The sequence below is a fragment of the Ruegeria sp. BG6 genome, assembly GCF_056538465.1.
In genome coordinates this window covers 25687-39764 of record NZ_JBQFTB010000021.1, presented here as the reverse complement: position 1 = coordinate 39764, position 14078 = coordinate 25687, and the positions used below count along the sequence as shown (strand labels likewise).

The window sequence follows — 14078 nt, the reverse complement described above, 5'->3', positions numbered from 1 at the left end:
AGTCGTTATATCAGAGCATCATTTTGTTTGGGATACTTGGCGCTCAATCCAACGCTGGCATCAATTTTCCTTTCCTCCTGAGATCGTCGCGATGTTAGGCTCAGATAAATAGCGTCTTACTGAGCATTGAAAAACTATGACCAAACTGAATGTTACCCGCCGCATTGCGATGACCATCCTTGGCAGCGCATCGATAGTCGCGATTTCTAATGCCACATCCACTTATGCGGCCTCGTCATTGCAGGATTTTGGAAGCCAGCTCCAAACACTGCCCGAGATCACTGTCTACACAGCGCGGCGCGTCATCACCATGGAGGACAACGACCCGGCTATCAACGCGGTTGCCGTGGTCGGAGACCGTATTCTGGCCGCCGGTCCGCTTGACACACTCGTTGACCGGATTGGTTCGCAGCCGTTTCGGCTGGACGATCAGTTCTCCGAAAAAGTTATTGTCACGGGTTTGATCGACCAGCACGTGCATCCTTTCCTCGCGGGATTGACCCTGACCTCCGAGATAATATCGATCGAGGATTGGAACATTCCGACTGGCCTTTCGAAGGCCGCCGTCGATGAAGCGGATTATAAGTCTCGTTTGCAAGCCGCCGAAGCGGCTATGGATGATCCCGACGCCTTGCTGCTGACATGGGGGTACCATCACTTCTTTCACGGCAACATCAGGCGTGCGCAACTCGACGAGATTAGTAGCACGCGTCCAATCATCATAATCCACCGATCTGCGCACGAGTTTGTCCTTAACACTCAAGCATTGAAATTCCTGGGCATCACCGAGGATTTTGTTAATAGCTTTGAGGGGCTTGCTCTTGAACAATCGAGTTTCGAGGACGGGTATTTCTTCGAGGCAGGCATGTTCGCCGTTCTTCCCGCAGTCGCTCCGGTGCTTGCTACACCAGAGCGCCTGGGCGCGGGTTTGAGGCTGGCGCGCGAGTATATGCACCGTGCAGGCGTCACAGTTGCTGCGGAACCGGGTGGTGTGCTGTCCCGGCCTCTTCAAGAAGCAACCAACGCGGTCTTTTCAGGATCCGATACCCAACTCAGGACCTATTTCATACCTGACGGGAAATCCCTGGCTGCCTTGCACTTTCAAAATGGTTCGATGATTGAGGAGACCGAAAAACTGCTGGACTGGGGTGAAGGTAAGACGGCGTTCATGCCGAAGCAGGTGAAACTCTTCGCCGATGGCGCTGTTTACAGTTTGGCCATGCAGGTATCGGAGCCTTATGTGGGCGGCGATTTCCACGGCGAGTGGATCATGCAGCCGGACGAGTTCAATCCCGTATTCGATGCATATTGGGACGCAGGTTATCAGATACATGTTCACCAGACCGGCGATCTTGCCGTGGACTTGATCTTGGACGCTGTTGAGCGAAACATGCGCCGGAAGCCGCGGGCGGATCACCGTACGACATTGGTTCACTTCGGTTATGCGAGAGAAGATCAAGCAAAGCGGATCGCTGAGCTGGGCTGCATCGTCAGCGGAAATCCATACTACGTAACGGCGCTGTCAGATCGATATAGTGAGCTTGGACTGGGCCCGGAACGAGCTGATGACATCGTTCCCCTTGGGCCAATCAAGGCCAACGGCATTCCGATCTCATTCCATTCCGACGTACCAATGGCTCCTGGTGAACCGCTGTTCCTAGTATGGGCTGGCGTAAACCGAACGACCTTCTCCGACCGTGTCGCAGGCCCAGAACACCGCCTGTCTGTCGAAGACGCTTTGCGTGCTGTGACTATCGACGCGGCCCAATCCTTGCGATTGGAGGATGAGGTTGGCTCTATCGCTCCCGGCAAGTTGGCAAATTTCACCATCCTTGAAGAAGACCCATTCGAGGTTGAAGCCGACAAGATTAAGGACATCGGTATCTGGGGGACCCTACTTGAGGGTGACATTTTTCCAGTGTCAGACGACTTCGATCTCGACCGCGCGTCATTATCGCCAAACCGGGATACAATAAATCCGCCAGCAAAGCCGCTGTATGCACTTGCTGATGTATCGGGCATTGCCCAGAAAGGTATGCTTGCCGGATGCTCGTGTTGCGCTTCACCCGTATCTCAGTCGTGCACGACATCTGCGGCGGGGCAAATCTCTGCAGTTAGCTGTTGCGGGACCAATGCTTTGGGGTGGGCCGTCGTGTCCGAATGGGCCTCCAAAGTTTAGATTGGAGCCAAGTTGAGATCGCGTAATCAAGTGTCCGGAATGTCCCGCATAGTGGTTATTCGTGATATTTCGGCCGACGTCCGCATCGAGCCCTGAGCGGACATTGATACGTTGAAGCAACTAGCTGTCGCCGATAGAGTTTCATAGAGAGGTTTGCTGCTATGTACACCCTGATTGACACTGTGGTTGTGGGCGGAGGTCAAGCTGGTCTTTCCGTTAGCTGGCACTTAAAGCAGGCTGGTCATGATCACGTTGTTTTGGACCGCGGGCAGATTGGCGACACATGGCGTAACCGTTGGGACTCGTTCTGCCTGGTCTCTCCTAACAAACTCTGCCGACTTCCAGGTTTCCATTACGATGGGGATGATCCCGATGGTTTCATGCTCCGCGATGAGATCGTCAAGTACATCGAAGACTATGCGAGCAGTTTTGGTCCGCCCTATCGAGGGGGCGTCGAGGTGGCTAGAATCGAGGCAAGTGCAGGACCGGGTCGGTTCAAACTAACCACATCAGATGGCGAAATCAGAGCGCAGAACTTGATCGTCACCGTTGGCACGCATCAACACCCGAATATACCAAGTTGGCACTACGATCTGCCCGAAAGAGTTACTGGCATACATACGTGTGACTATCGCAATTCAGCGAGCCTACCGGATGGTGCGGTGTTCATTATTGGAAGTGGTCAGTCAGGGTGTCAGGTCGCCGAGGACCTGCACTTATCCGGGCGCGACGTACATCTCGCAGTGGGCAGTGCTGGCCGCATCCCACGTCGCTATAGGGGGCGCGACATTTTTGAATGGGACTTGGCGACTGGGTACATGAACATGGCGGTAAAAGACCATCCCAAAGGGACAGCTATCCGGTTCAAAGCCCATCCACATCTCTCTGGGCGAGAGGGTGGTCGTATTATTGATCTGCGCCAGATGGCGCTCGACGGGGTCAAGCTACACAGCAAGGTTGAGGGTGTTCAAGACGGGTGTCTGATTTTGGCGGGCGGACTTGAAGAGACGCTCAAGACAGTGGACGATGTGTGTCGCGCGGAAATGGAGAGCATCGACACGTTCGTTGCAGAGAATGGGCTCGATGATCCCAAGGAAATTGTTGTCCCGATCAACTGGCAGCCCAAACCTGAACCGCCGTTCTTCGACTTGGCTGCAGCAAATGTTTCAACCGTCATATATGCAACTGGGTTTCACCGCGATTTTGGATGGATCGACTTGCCAGTCTTCGATGAGAGTGGCTATCCGCTATATGAGCGAGGTACTACGGAAATAGCAGGCCTGTACTTCTGCGGACTGCATTGGATGCATACACAAGGGTCTGGCCTGTTTTATGGCGTGGGCGAGGACGCGGAGTACGTAGTTGATCACTTGATTTCAACTTCGGACAAATAAGCTACGAGACAGCCTAGAGCCTAGCTTGGATCTAAGGTTTCCAACTGTAACTAGATCAGTTTACGGACGTGTGTGCCGATACGACTTGTGATTGTGCTTTAAGCCACTTGACGAACATCTTAGCCTCGGGACGCTGAAATTCTGCTTGAGTCTGGATGTAATAGACGCCGAAGAGTGGCTCAGAGAACAACTCAATCATCCGACCAGATGACAGATCGTCCTCGAAAAAAGCTCTGGCAGAATACGTGATACCGTCACCCCGGCGAACCGCAGTCATGATCAGGTTCCCAGGCATGTGATTTATGGTCAATGGCTCGGGAGGTACGACCCCATGATAGGTGAACCAGTCGGCCGCCTCGTTGGTGCCCAGTTCCTGTAACCAGGGCAGCTTCGTTAAAGAGGCCGGGTCACGCAGATCTTGGCCGTCCACCAGTGAAGGTGCTCCGATCACGACCATGTCGGAAACAAGGACAGTATCCTCTTCTTTTCTTGGCATGCGTTTATCGTGATACCGAATGGCGACATCGATACCACCCGGCTTTATCTGAACCAGTTCAGAAGTTGGGTTCAGCATCAAAGTGATCTCTGGATGTTGTTGTTGAAACTCTGCCATTCTCGGCAATAGCCACTCCACTGCGAATGCTGGTGACATGGTCACTTGAACGGGACGGTGCGCTGCATGTTCCGCCAGTCGTTCGACGCCCCTTCCGATAATTTCAAAGCCGATACCCAGTTCACGTGAAAGCATGATGCCTGGCTCGGTCAGCTCAATGCTGCGCCCACGTTTAGCAACGAGAGCTACACCCAAATGCCTTTCCAACGATTTCACCTGCTGGCTGACAGCCGCTTGGGTCACGTTCAAGCGTTCAGCCGCCACGGTGTAACTCCCTGCTTCCGCAACTGCTGAGAAAGCGCGCAAAGCGTTCATCGGGGGAAGGTGCAATCAATCCATACTGTAGATTTTCTAACGTTTGGTTAGACTATTTGAGTCGCATGATATCGGCATTCTTGACATTGTTCACAGTGAAATTTGCGCTGCTACTATAAAAAATTGGTGCGCATGCTTTAGTACCGATGTCAACCTAGCCGCATGCCAGGAGATCTTGATACGATGGAAAAACTTCAAGGTGGATGTTACTGTGGTGCTGTTCGATACCAGATCGCGACACCACCTGTCTGGTCGGGACATTGCCATTGTCGTTCATGCCAAATGGCCCTTGGTGGCGCCTTTGCAACTTGGGCTAAGGTAGCCGCCGACGACTTCGCTGTTATAAAAGGCGAAATCCAACACATGGAGAAAACTCCGGGTATTCGCCGCGGGTTTTGTCGGGACTGCGGAACGACGTTGACCTATGCCGCCCTAAATGAAGTTGAGGGCCAAGACTGGAGCGCTGACGCTTGGTTTTCTGCTGTAACGTTGGACGACCCATCGATTGCGCAACCTAAGGCCCACGTTTTCGTTTCACATCAGCAGCCATGGATAAAACTCGACGACGGGCTGCCGACGTATCTTGAGTTCTAACCAACTTTCCGAGCGCACGGGGGAGAAAGCGATGTACACTGCATACTCATATGCCTGCAAGGATTGCGAAGGCATGGAGGCCTGCCCAGGTAAAGTAGTTGCTGCGACCAAGGACGAAGTCTGGAAGCTCATGGAACTGCACGCGGTAGTCGCCCATGGAGAGGACCCCAGTTCGTGGGACGCCGACACTCGGGCATACTTGGAAACACTGATTAAGCCAGCTTGATAAGATCAGTTGAGCTTCGACGCCCAACGAGATATCGGCCTTGAACTTCGGTTTGGATCGCTTGCTGACGAATGGCGACTTTTTTGAGAAGGACCGGCATGGGCTACCAACCAGCTAATCATGCAAGTTGTAGGGATAGGCATCTCTGAGCCATGAGGAGACATGGTTAACCTTCTGGTTGATTGGTGAAAAGCAGCCTTTCTGCTAAAATGCAGCCGTGGAAAATATGGGATGGGAGGAGAAATCATGTCTTGGAATGTTTCAGGGGAACTCGTCGAAACCTGCAATTGCAACATGCTTTGCCCATGCTGGTTCGGACAAGCTGACCTTATGCTCTTGGACCAAGGGTATTGCGCGACATCCCTGTTGATACGCATTAGCGAGGGCTCTCATGAAGGCGTGGACCTTACTGGCCAAAATGCGATTGTCTCATTGCATTTCCCCGGGCCGACACTGTTCGATGCGAACGGCACCGGGCGAGTGTACATTGACGAAAACGCCAGCGATGCGCAGGCGGCGGCATTGGAGACTATCTTGCAGGGTGCGTCCGGCGGCGGCATGGAGGTGCCGGCAAGCCTGTTGTCGACCTGGCTTCCGACCAAACGCGCCGGGATCAGCGTGACCGAGGCCGATGGCGAAATAACTGCAAGCGTGGCTGGTGTGGGCGAGATGAAATCCCGCCGTTTGGTCAATGACCTAGGCAACAAGATGAAACTGCAGAACGCCGCGTTCAGCCTCGCCTTCGGGCATGAGGGGCATGAAGGTGATCTGGCCCCCAGTGAAGGAACCACCTGGAACGACGCGGATATGCCCGTGACCTGGACGGGCCGGTCGGGTGTGGTCGGACAAGTCGCTTGGGCCGGCTGAGGCCGGGCCGGATCTTTAGGCCATCATAATGAATGCTGTAGGGGTCGCACGACGAGATCGGGCGCTGGTGCTGGCAGCGCTAGTTGCGCTCACGGCGCTGGCGTGGGCCTATACAATTTACCTCGGGCTTGGTTCGTCCTCGATGACGATGTTTGGCGACATGGCCATGCCGATGATGATGCATTGGTCAGTCGCGGATTTTGTCTTCATGCTTATCATGTGGGCGGTGATGATGTTCGCGATGATGCTGCCTTCGGTTACACCCGCCGTAATGATCTACGAGCGGGTCCGCGCGAAGCGGGAGGAGGCAGGGCGACCCTTCGTGCCAACGGGCTGCTTCGTGGCGGGGTATCTGTTGGTTTGGCTGGGGTTCTCGCTGGCGGCGACTGTATTGAATTGGTGGCTGCACACTGGTGGCGCGCTTTCCTCAATGATGGGGAGGGTTGCGCCGACTGTGGGCGGCGTGATGTTGATACTCGCCGGGTTGTTTCAATGGACGCCGCTCAAGAACGCTTGCCTGGAGCATTGCCGCTCGCCCATGAGTTTTCTGACGGCTCATTGGCAGGAGGGGTCCCTGGGTGCCGCGAAGATGGGGCTTCACCACGGGGCCTACTGTCTTGGCTGCTGCTGGATGCTGATGGTGCTGTTGTTTGTATTGGGCGTTATGAACCTGCCGTGGGTTGCCGTACTTACAATCGTGGTGTTGGCGGAAAAGACGTTGCCATTCGGGCGGTTTCTGAGTCGTGGATTGGGCGTGGTTTTGATTGTCTGGGGCGGGTCGCTGATCATGCTCGCCTGAGGAAACGTTGGTGCATTCACAGGCTGGATAAATGCCACCACAGAGCGATCTTCAACACGTCGCCGGACAAGCAATTTCTGCGGGAGATTAAGTTCCGCTCCGAACCCAAAACGGAAACAGGGGAATTGGTGTGCTAATCTGTTGCAGGACAATTCAGATTTGCTGGAGTTGGCAATGACTCACATCGATCACCTAAAATCGATATGCGAACTTAATGGGCTTCAAGTCGTCGATGTTGGTGCCGGTGACGGCGTCTATTCGCGAGACTTGTACGCAGCAGGGGCCAAAGTCACCGCAATAGAAATAGATCCGGACAAAGTTGCGAAGGCCAAAGAAGATCTTCCAAGAAATATAGACGTTAGGCTTGGGGCTGCCGAAGATCTGCCCCTCGACTCCGGCTCGCAGGACCTAGCGTGTTTGTTCTTCTCACTTCATCACGTTCCAGTGGAGGCTCAGAACACTGCGTTCACTGAAATTCGCCGCGTTCTTGGAAGCAGTGGGCGGTTGCACATAGTGGAGCCCTATCCTTTTGGGACAATGTTTGACGTTGTACGATTGGTGGAAGACGAAACCCTCGTTCGAACGCATTCTCACGAAACACTTAACCACTTGGACGGAGTAGACGGATTTCGGTTGGAAAACAAAAAAGAGTACGTCCTTACTCGTGAATATCCGACTTTCGAAGCGTTCCTGGAAAAGATTGTTTGGCCGGATCCAGATCGTTCTAGAGCTTATGAAAAGGTTTCTTCCGACGTGGAAGACGCATTCAACGGGTCGGTCGAAACCCTTGATGGGAAGATCGTTTTACACCAACCCTGCGCCGCATACCACTTTATCGTTTCCTTTTAACGGCTGCCATACCGCGAGATCCAGCTCCGTATGGCAATTGTGTCCAAATAGCGATCCTTGGAGATTATTCGATGAAATCATGGACGCGGCCTTTGGGTTCGGCAAAGCAATTGGCCAGCAACCTCCGGCAAGCGGCTACAGCTAGCCCAATGCAGACTAGAACTCGCCCTAATCTTAGTTTTTTAAGAAGTTTCAGTCAGGTTCGCGCGAGTGTCGTTGATATAACGCGACAACAAACTTCCGAATGGCTCACTTGGTCAACCGATCTTCCGAGTATACATTCGGGTCGATGATCGCGACTATGTCGCTGCCGCTATCCTCCAAGCCAAGTCTTTCGCACAACCGTGCTGAGGCAGCGTTGCCAGGAGCGATGCCTGTCTTGAACCCTGTTGCGCCAAGCTTTTCATGAGAGTGTATCATAGCTTTGGCCCCCAAGACTTTTGCAATACCTTCACCCATGCGGTCAGGTTTGGTCGAAAGTTGCCCCCATTGAGCGCGACGATGCAACCGACTGCTGGGCGGATGGCACAGAACCGAACCGGCAGTTGCAACTGGAGCACCTAATCTATCAACGACGACCATAGCAAATCCGGGGCGAGATAATCCGCGCATAACTGGCCCTATTGGCGGCAGAACACCGTGGCTCATCGCGACTTCTGCGAAAGCTTGAAGCCATTCTGGCGGAGAGTCTCGATCAATCACACGTACGGTCAAATCCTCGGGCAGCGCCCGTGTTGCGATTACTTTCCGAGCGATGTCAACGCACTTCAGTCCGCCAAGATAACAAGCGATTGTGTCAGTTTTTAATCCCTGACTTTCAATGACTTCTCGCGTCCTTGTTACCTCCTGACGCGGTATGCTTTCTATCGCCGTGATGCCAAGTATTCGGGCCATTGCAACGGCATCATCCAAAGCCCCGCTGTACTCGTTGGCAATTTGAATACCGCGTCCATGGCTACAAAATCGAGGGTCATCGCCCAACAGCTGGATAAGATGCTCACCCATGGTCGACATACGCCGCTGTGCATCACTTCCAAATACTTCCATGGGTTATCCTTTGGGCCGCTGCAAAATGGTTCGACGATGATCGTTTGATATAAGTTGCGTCGTCAAGCGCACGTCAGACGCGAGACCGCGACGAAAAGAGAGTTATTGGTCGAGGGTGAATGGCAACTATGTCCGCATTGCGGTTACTCACCACAATTCGACGAACGACAGCACCGAGTCCAAGGTTTCACTAGTCGGTACGCAGTTTTGAGAGCATGGGGCAAGAGACATTCCCGCCGTCGCAGTTGACTGTGAGTTCGTTCAGCGCCGCTTCCAAGCGCTTCAGTTCGTTTATCTTTTCCCGCACATTGAAGATATGAAGCTCAGCCAGCTCTTTTACGGATCGGCAATCCTCTCCGTCGCCTTCGGACAGGCTGAGAAGCGTCTTTGTATCGGCTAGTGGAAAGCCCAAATCACGGCAGTTTTTCAGGAAACGAAGCCTTCCAACATCGTGCGCGGAGTACATTCGCCGGTTATTAGGTGCCCGTTCTGGTTTGGGCACGATCCCTTCGCGCTCGTAGTAGCGGATCGTTTCAATGCCGACACCGCTTTGCCGGGATGCTTCCCCAATCGCCAACATGTGAGTTTTCCCGTCTTTATCCTGTAGTGACTACAGGAATTATACGAGAGGCTGACACTTCGACAACTCCAACTAGTCAAGGGAAAGAAATGCAGAAGTACCTTAGCGTTAGTTATCTGGGATCACTGTCAGCACTCGGCGTCGCGACTTGCTGTGTATTACCCATGACTATGATGCTGCTGGGACTAGGGGGCAGTTGGCTGGCCATTTTCGGAAAGATCGCGGCGGCAAGCTACTACGTATTGACGATTTCGACGGCGCTTGTCGCTATATCGTGGCTTGTATCTTATCAGCGCGGTTCCCTAACAAAGTTGAAATGGTGGCTTTCGGGGACGACCGCAATCACCGCGTTAGCTTGGGTCGTCGTCTTTAACGAGGCCCGGATCAACGATTACCTGATAATGCAGATGTGAAACAATGACAGAGCAAACTGTAGTGCTTGAAAGCACCCTGACGTGCCCGAAATGCGGTCACAGCGAAACCGAAATAATGCCGACGGATGCTTGCCAGTGGTTCTATGAATGCAAGTCTTGCGCGGCGATCTTGAAGCCGTTGGAAGGGGACTGTTGTGTCTACTGCTCCTATGCCACGGTGCCTTGCCCGCCGATCCAGAATGGCGATAGTTGTTGCGGATGACAAAGTCTGCTTTGTCCGCATGCCGGTCGTTCAGCAGATTTCTGCGAACGTCCGCTGTCGTTCAATGCAGACTTTCAGGCAAAAATTCTCGGAATGACCACCAACAATGACCGCTATCCGTTCCTAAGCCGTCATCTGACGAAAAGACTCAGATGACTGCCTTGAGCCCTTAGCAGTCGATCGTTCCCGCGACGGTTTCAATGGTATCGAGCGGTCTTAATTGAAGGCATAAAGACAGGCGAGACTGTGCTTTGGCCTGCGTTTTGCTATGATCACGATATGCAACCAAGGGAAATAAAAGCAGGTCTGATCGGCCAAGGAATTGGTCTTTCTCGGACACCCAGAATGCATATCGAGGAGGGCAAGGCCCACAACCTCATTTACGATTACGAAACGATCGATACAGCACATACATATTCGAGTTTGCATGCTCTTCTGGATCGATGCGAAGCGGAAGGGTTTGCTGGGGTGAATATAACGCATCCCTTCAAGCAACTGGTGCTAAACGAAGTAGATGACGTAAGCAGTTCGGTGCAAAAAGTTGGGGCTTCGAACACCGTTGTCTTCAGGGACGGAAAGAGGATTGCCCACAACACGGACTATTGGGGGTTTGCAACGGCGTTCATGCAACACTTTGGTCGAGTGCCCAAGCGAAGTGTTCTACTATTGGGCGCCGGGGGCGCTGGGTCTGCCATTGCCCATGCTCTACTGGAATGCGGTGTAGGCAAGGTCTGTATTTCTGATTCTTTGCAGGAAAGTGCAAATAAGTTGGCAAAACGGGTAGAACACAATTTCCCCGGAAGCCGAGTTTCAGTCTCTAAAGGTCCAATCACAAGTGCAGAAGAATTTGACGGTATCGTGAATGCAACACCGGTTGGGATGGATACACATCCCGGCATACCACTTCCGATAGAGATGGTACGAGCGGATCAATGGCTCGCGGATATCATCTATTTTCCAATTGAGACACAGTTTCTGGCGCAGGCCAAAGCCAAAGGATGCCATACGATGAACGGCGCAGGAATGGCGATTTTTCAGGCCGTGCGGGCATTTGAGCTATTTACCGGTCGAAAGGCAGTTGCAGAGAGGATGCAGTTCACGTTCGCGTCATTCTTTTAGAGAGTTAAGTAACGCGGCTTGAAAGCACTTACATTGGGATGACTTTGTTCGGATCGAGTAACGGGTTTGTCCGCTTGGCAGACGTGCAGCAGATTTCAGCGAACGTCCGCTGTCGTTCAATGCAGACCTTCGGGCGAAATTTCTCGGAATGACCACCAACAATGACCGCTTTCCGTTCCTAAGCCGTCATCTGACTGAAAGACTCAGATGACTGCCTTGAGCCCGAAGGAGACGTTTATGGTGTTGCCTCAGACGTACGCATCGGCAGGGCAAGCAACATTGTCCCCAAAGATGAGCGCTGTTCAGACGTCCCGAGCGAAGAAGTACGTGATCGTGGGCCATTCCAAACCGTCAACGCAGCAAGCACTATGAATTTTTTTGAAAAATTAACTAGTACCTTTGAATTCTCTTGCTTTCAATTTGAGGTTCATCGCACGGTGTCGGGCTTCTTCCTGAGGCAGTCCCGGCCAACTTGGTCAGAGAAGACTTATCCCTAATTGGATTGGTCGGGACTACAAGCTTGGAATGACCAGTTGCAGGCACCATGCCCATTTGAACAGCCGAAGGGAAGATGAAGACGTAGCTTGTAATTCGTATCTCTTGCCGTCATACACCAATAGCGACCGTTATCGCACCTCGACCAGCTGTCTCCATTGAAGGCTTCAGTCTCGATTGCTCTGACTGACGCCAAGGCCACCGCATTACGCGGGTGGCACAATTCAAAAGGAGACGACGGAATGGCCAATGGCACCGTGAAATGGTTCAACACCACCAAAGGGTTCGGATTTATTGCGCCGGAGGACGGCGGCAAGGATGTGTTCGTTCACATCTCGGCCGTCGAACGCTCCGGGCTTACCGGTCTCGCGGACGACCAGAAAGTGACTTTCGATGTCGAGGCTGGCCGCGACGGTCGCAGCAACGCGACGAATATCGCTCTTGCCTGAGTAAGACCAGGCGGGACGGCTGCGCTAGTTGTCCTGCCAAGCCATTTATGTCCCGTGTGCGAAAGTTGTCGTTTATGACAGAAAAGAAGCAACCCTTTTTACCGAACAAACGGATTTCCAAAGACGAGCAAACTGACAGAGTAGCGCGCGAGATAATCAGCGATGAAAAAGCGGCTCGCGAGGAAAAAACCAAACGGTTGAAAGAAGCCCGTCTTAAACGCGATGTGTAACACTGCGTAGAAGACTCAGCTTAGAAAACCGATGCCAATCTCCGCACCTGTTGGACGTTGATCGTATTTATTGTTGGCCAAACGTAAGTTCCGCCGGATCACGTCCTACGAGACTCTACCTGCATCAAGGAAGACAAAAACAACAGCGAACCGGAAAGAATGAGCCAATTTGGTAGGGGCAAATAGGCTGCAATATTTTTGCGAAAGAATGCCGAGGCTCTCCTTACGTCCCGATCACACGACTTCACTCGAGGTCATGCGACCGGAACCACCCCATAAAAATGGTTTAGAGAATTATGAGGCTTGCGACACTGCGCAGGTATGAGGTCTACAAGCAAGCACAATTGTTTTTTGAAAGGCAGTTTTCCCGTGCAACCTTCACAATTTCAGGAGAGCCGGATGAGAGAGCAGCGTTGACCACGATTAGTGGCTTTCACTGCGTGCCGGGCTAGAAATTCGCAATTGGATTTCGAAAGTTGACTTTCTTTCACAGTCTGGACTGTCCGCTCTTCGGTTGTTTGGATTAGCTTTCGCTAACGGCGGCTTCGTCCGCAAGCCGGTCGTTGCCAAGATTTAGGAGAGCGACCGCTTTTGGTTATAGCGGTCGTTCCTATTCGAAACTCCGAGTTTTAGGGGGTGAACGTCCGCTCAAGGCCGCTTTTCGGTCATCTGAGTAAATACGTCAGGTGACTGCGTTGAGCCCAAATCGGACGCCTAAGGGCATCCACCTGGTCATCTTTCAGAGCTTTCACATTCCGAAGCGATAGTGGGAAACGGATGTACAGCATTACAGCAATGCGGATGATCTCGGGACTGGGTTTAAAGTATCTGAAAAAAGAAGGTTTGGTCATGGACAAAAGCTACGCAACCGCTCTGCCCCGCTCAAGCAAAGTTAATCTGACAAGACCCAGATGGCAGGACGCCTATGCTTGCTTCAGACCAACCAAATCAGAATAAGATCGCTCACCGCGAGTAATTTGCCGTTTGAGCGTGTTCACTGCTGCTTTTACTTTACCCTCGCCGAGTAGCGATGTGATCGCTTGATGTTCCTTAAATGATTTCGTCGTTCGATCGGAACGCTTAGACAGATGCGTCCGCATAGTTTGGACGATATCACTGACTTTTTGATATCCATCCCGCAGGTAACTGTTTCCGCAGGACCTGAAAAACGCGTCGTGAAACTCGGCGTCAAGTTCCAAGTACTGCTCGAATTCATCCGCTTCCTGCGCTTCTGACATCTTCGAAACAATTGTAGCCAGCTCATTGATCAGAACCGACGGGTTCTTTTCAAGCGCCTGCTCCAAAGCTGCAGATTCTAGGATGAGCCTATACTGACAAAGCTGCACCACGTCCTCTTGAGAAAGGGAGAATACAAAGGCTCCTCGATGAGGAAATATCTGAACGAGCCCCTGAAGATTCAAAGCTGACAGAGCTTCGCGAATCGGAGTTTTGCTAATGCCCATGGCATTTGACAGCTTCACTTCCGGCAACGATTCACCCAATTGAAACGTGCCATTGATAATGCCTTTTCGTATGTGCTCTTCAGCAGTTTTACTCAACGAATCCGGTCGCTTAATCTGCAAGATCTCGGTCATTTTCACTTTGTCCTATTTCGTCTCTCTAACACAATACCACATGTGAGCTTGATTTCTATATTATATCTGATATCTCAGATAATAGATCGAA

At 52.3% G+C, this 14078-nt stretch carries 16 protein-coding genes and 1 pseudogene; 12 read left to right on the top strand and 5 right to left on the bottom strand.

Annotated features, from left to right (window positions below):
- Nucleotides 1-136: 136 nt before the first annotated feature.
- Together ACR0JW_RS22615 and ACR0JW_RS22610 are read left to right on the top strand one after the other, a co-directional pair.
- On the top strand, nt 137-2179 hold the full coding sequence (locus ACR0JW_RS22615) for an amidohydrolase (RefSeq protein ID WP_480714497.1): 2043 nt from the start codon (nt 137-139) through the stop codon (nt 2177-2179).
- A gap of 161 nt (nt 2180-2340) precedes the next feature.
- Nucleotides 2341-3573, top strand: coding sequence for a flavin-containing monooxygenase (locus ACR0JW_RS22610; RefSeq protein WP_480714496.1), 1233 nt, complete (start codon nt 2341-2343; stop codon nt 3571-3573).
- Nucleotides 3574-3628: 55 nt separating this feature from the next.
- On the opposite strand, the gene ACR0JW_RS22605 is transcribed toward ACR0JW_RS22610, so the two are convergent.
- Complete coding sequence (locus ACR0JW_RS22605; protein WP_480714495.1) at nt 3629-4501, bottom strand: LysR family transcriptional regulator; 873 nt, start codon at nt 4499-4501, stop codon at nt 3629-3631.
- Nucleotides 4502-4684: 183 nt separating this feature from the next.
- Here ACR0JW_RS22605 and ACR0JW_RS22600 point away from each other — a divergent pair, with 183 nt between their 5' ends.
- The 5 genes from ACR0JW_RS22600 (at nt 4685) to ACR0JW_RS22580 (ending at nt 7836) form a co-directional block, all read left to right on the top strand.
- On the top strand, nt 4685-5095 hold the full coding sequence (locus ACR0JW_RS22600; RefSeq protein WP_480714494.1) for a GFA family protein: 411 nt from the start codon (nt 4685-4687) through the stop codon (nt 5093-5095).
- A gap of 31 nt (nt 5096-5126) precedes the next feature.
- Nucleotides 5127-5321 (top strand): DUF1059 domain-containing protein, encoded by a 195-nt coding sequence (locus tag ACR0JW_RS22595; RefSeq protein ID WP_170519304.1) that lies wholly within the window; start codon nt 5127-5129, stop codon nt 5319-5321.
- 231 nt (nt 5322-5552) lie between these two features.
- The gene (locus ACR0JW_RS22590; protein ID WP_480714493.1) at nt 5553-6188 is read left to right on the top strand and encodes a DUF1326 domain-containing protein; all 636 of its coding nucleotides are present in this window, start codon (nt 5553-5555) and stop codon (nt 6186-6188) included.
- 28 nt (nt 6189-6216) lie between these two features.
- On the top strand, nt 6217-6987 hold the full coding sequence (locus ACR0JW_RS22585) for a DUF2182 domain-containing protein (RefSeq protein WP_480714492.1): 771 nt from the start codon (nt 6217-6219) through the stop codon (nt 6985-6987).
- Between the two features lie 174 nt (nt 6988-7161).
- On the top strand, nt 7162-7836 hold the full coding sequence (locus ACR0JW_RS22580; RefSeq protein WP_480714491.1) for a class I SAM-dependent methyltransferase: 675 nt from the start codon (nt 7162-7164) through the stop codon (nt 7834-7836).
- A gap of 249 nt (nt 7837-8085) precedes the next feature.
- Here ACR0JW_RS22580 and ACR0JW_RS22575 read toward each other — a convergent pair whose 3' ends face one another.
- Both ACR0JW_RS22575 and ACR0JW_RS22570 read right to left on the bottom strand, forming a co-directional pair.
- Nucleotides 8086-8883: a GNAT family N-acetyltransferase gene (locus ACR0JW_RS22575; RefSeq protein WP_480714490.1), complete on the bottom strand. Its 798-nt coding sequence runs from the start codon at nt 8881-8883 to the stop codon at nt 8086-8088.
- A gap of 190 nt (nt 8884-9073) precedes the next feature.
- Nucleotides 9074-9463, bottom strand: coding sequence for a MerR family transcriptional regulator (locus tag ACR0JW_RS22570; protein ID WP_480714489.1), 390 nt, complete (start codon nt 9461-9463; stop codon nt 9074-9076).
- A gap of 89 nt (nt 9464-9552) precedes the next feature.
- On the opposite strand from ACR0JW_RS22570, the gene ACR0JW_RS22565 reads away from it, so the two are divergent.
- The 5 genes from ACR0JW_RS22565 (at nt 9553) to ACR0JW_RS22545 (ending at nt 12392) form a co-directional block, all read left to right on the top strand.
- Nucleotides 9553-9876 (top strand): hypothetical protein, encoded by a 324-nt coding sequence (locus ACR0JW_RS22565; protein WP_480714488.1) that lies wholly within the window; start codon nt 9553-9555, stop codon nt 9874-9876.
- Nucleotides 9877-9880: 4 nt separating this feature from the next.
- Nucleotides 9881-10099 carry a GDCCVxC domain-containing (seleno)protein gene (locus ACR0JW_RS22560; protein ID WP_480714487.1) on the top strand — a complete coding sequence of 73 codons (219 nt, stop codon included), beginning with the start codon at nt 9881-9883 and terminating at the stop codon, nt 10097-10099.
- Nucleotides 10100-10378: 279 nt separating this feature from the next.
- Nucleotides 10379-11218, top strand: a complete 840-nt coding sequence (locus tag ACR0JW_RS22555) for a shikimate dehydrogenase (protein WP_170816220.1) — start codon at nt 10379-10381, stop codon at nt 11216-11218.
- Nucleotides 11219-11955: 737 nt separating this feature from the next.
- Nucleotides 11956-12162 carry a cold-shock protein gene (locus ACR0JW_RS22550; protein ID WP_170482233.1) on the top strand — a complete coding sequence of 69 codons (207 nt, stop codon included), beginning with the start codon at nt 11956-11958 and terminating at the stop codon, nt 12160-12162.
- A gap of 47 nt (nt 12163-12209) precedes the next feature.
- On the top strand, nt 12210-12392 hold the full coding sequence (locus ACR0JW_RS22545) for a hypothetical protein (protein WP_480714486.1): 183 nt from the start codon (nt 12210-12212) through the stop codon (nt 12390-12392).
- 740 nt (nt 12393-13132) lie between these two features.
- Here ACR0JW_RS22545 and ACR0JW_RS22540 read toward each other — a convergent pair.
- Nucleotides 13133-13243: pseudogene (locus ACR0JW_RS22540) on the bottom strand (IS6 family transposase); the annotation flags it as partial.
- Nucleotides 13244-13315: 72 nt separating this feature from the next.
- Nucleotides 13316-13987: a GntR family transcriptional regulator gene (locus ACR0JW_RS22535; protein WP_170614875.1), complete on the bottom strand. Its 672-nt coding sequence runs from the start codon at nt 13985-13987 to the stop codon at nt 13316-13318.
- Nucleotides 13988-14078 lie beyond the last annotated feature (91 nt).

What these genes read in the sequence shown, in the direction of transcription:
- ACR0JW_RS22595 (WP_170519304.1), top strand. Translation starts at nt 5,127, where the DNA reads ATGTACACTGCATACTCATATGCCTGCAAGGATTGCGAAGGCATGGAG.
- ACR0JW_RS22550 (WP_170482233.1), top strand. Translation starts at nt 11,956, where the DNA reads ATGGCCAATGGCACCGTGAAATGGTTCAACACCACCAAAGGGTTCGGA.
- ACR0JW_RS22590 (WP_480714493.1), top strand. Translation starts at nt 5,553, where the DNA reads ATGGGAGGAGAAATCATGTCTTGGAATGTTTCAGGGGAACTCGTCGAA.
- ACR0JW_RS22560 (WP_480714487.1), top strand. Translation starts at nt 9,881, where the DNA reads ATGACAGAGCAAACTGTAGTGCTTGAAAGCACCCTGACGTGCCCGAAA.
- ACR0JW_RS22580 (WP_480714491.1), top strand. Translation starts at nt 7,162, where the DNA reads ATGACTCACATCGATCACCTAAAATCGATATGCGAACTTAATGGGCTT.
- ACR0JW_RS22555 (WP_170816220.1), top strand. Translation starts at nt 10,379, where the DNA reads ATGCAACCAAGGGAAATAAAAGCAGGTCTGATCGGCCAAGGAATTGGT.
- ACR0JW_RS22535 (WP_170614875.1), bottom strand. Translation starts at nt 13,987, where the DNA reads ATGACCGAGATCTTGCAGATTAAGCGACCGGATTCGTTGAGTAAAACT.
- ACR0JW_RS22565 (WP_480714488.1), top strand. Translation starts at nt 9,553, where the DNA reads ATGCAGAAGTACCTTAGCGTTAGTTATCTGGGATCACTGTCAGCACTC.
- ACR0JW_RS22585 (WP_480714492.1), top strand. Translation starts at nt 6,217, where the DNA reads ATGAATGCTGTAGGGGTCGCACGACGAGATCGGGCGCTGGTGCTGGCA.
- ACR0JW_RS22570 (WP_480714489.1), bottom strand. Translation starts at nt 9,463, where the DNA reads ATGTTGGCGATTGGGGAAGCATCCCGGCAAAGCGGTGTCGGCATTGAA.
- ACR0JW_RS22545 (WP_480714486.1), top strand. Translation starts at nt 12,210, where the DNA reads ATGTCCCGTGTGCGAAAGTTGTCGTTTATGACAGAAAAGAAGCAACCC.
- ACR0JW_RS22605 (WP_480714495.1), bottom strand. Translation starts at nt 4,501, where the DNA reads ATGAACGCTTTGCGCGCTTTCTCAGCAGTTGCGGAAGCAGGGAGTTAC.
- ACR0JW_RS22610 (WP_480714496.1), top strand. Translation starts at nt 2,341, where the DNA reads ATGTACACCCTGATTGACACTGTGGTTGTGGGCGGAGGTCAAGCTGGT.
- ACR0JW_RS22615 (WP_480714497.1), top strand. Translation starts at nt 137, where the DNA reads ATGACCAAACTGAATGTTACCCGCCGCATTGCGATGACCATCCTTGGC.
- ACR0JW_RS22575 (WP_480714490.1), bottom strand. Translation starts at nt 8,883, where the DNA reads ATGGAAGTATTTGGAAGTGATGCACAGCGGCGTATGTCGACCATGGGT.
- ACR0JW_RS22600 (WP_480714494.1), top strand. Translation starts at nt 4,685, where the DNA reads ATGGAAAAACTTCAAGGTGGATGTTACTGTGGTGCTGTTCGATACCAG.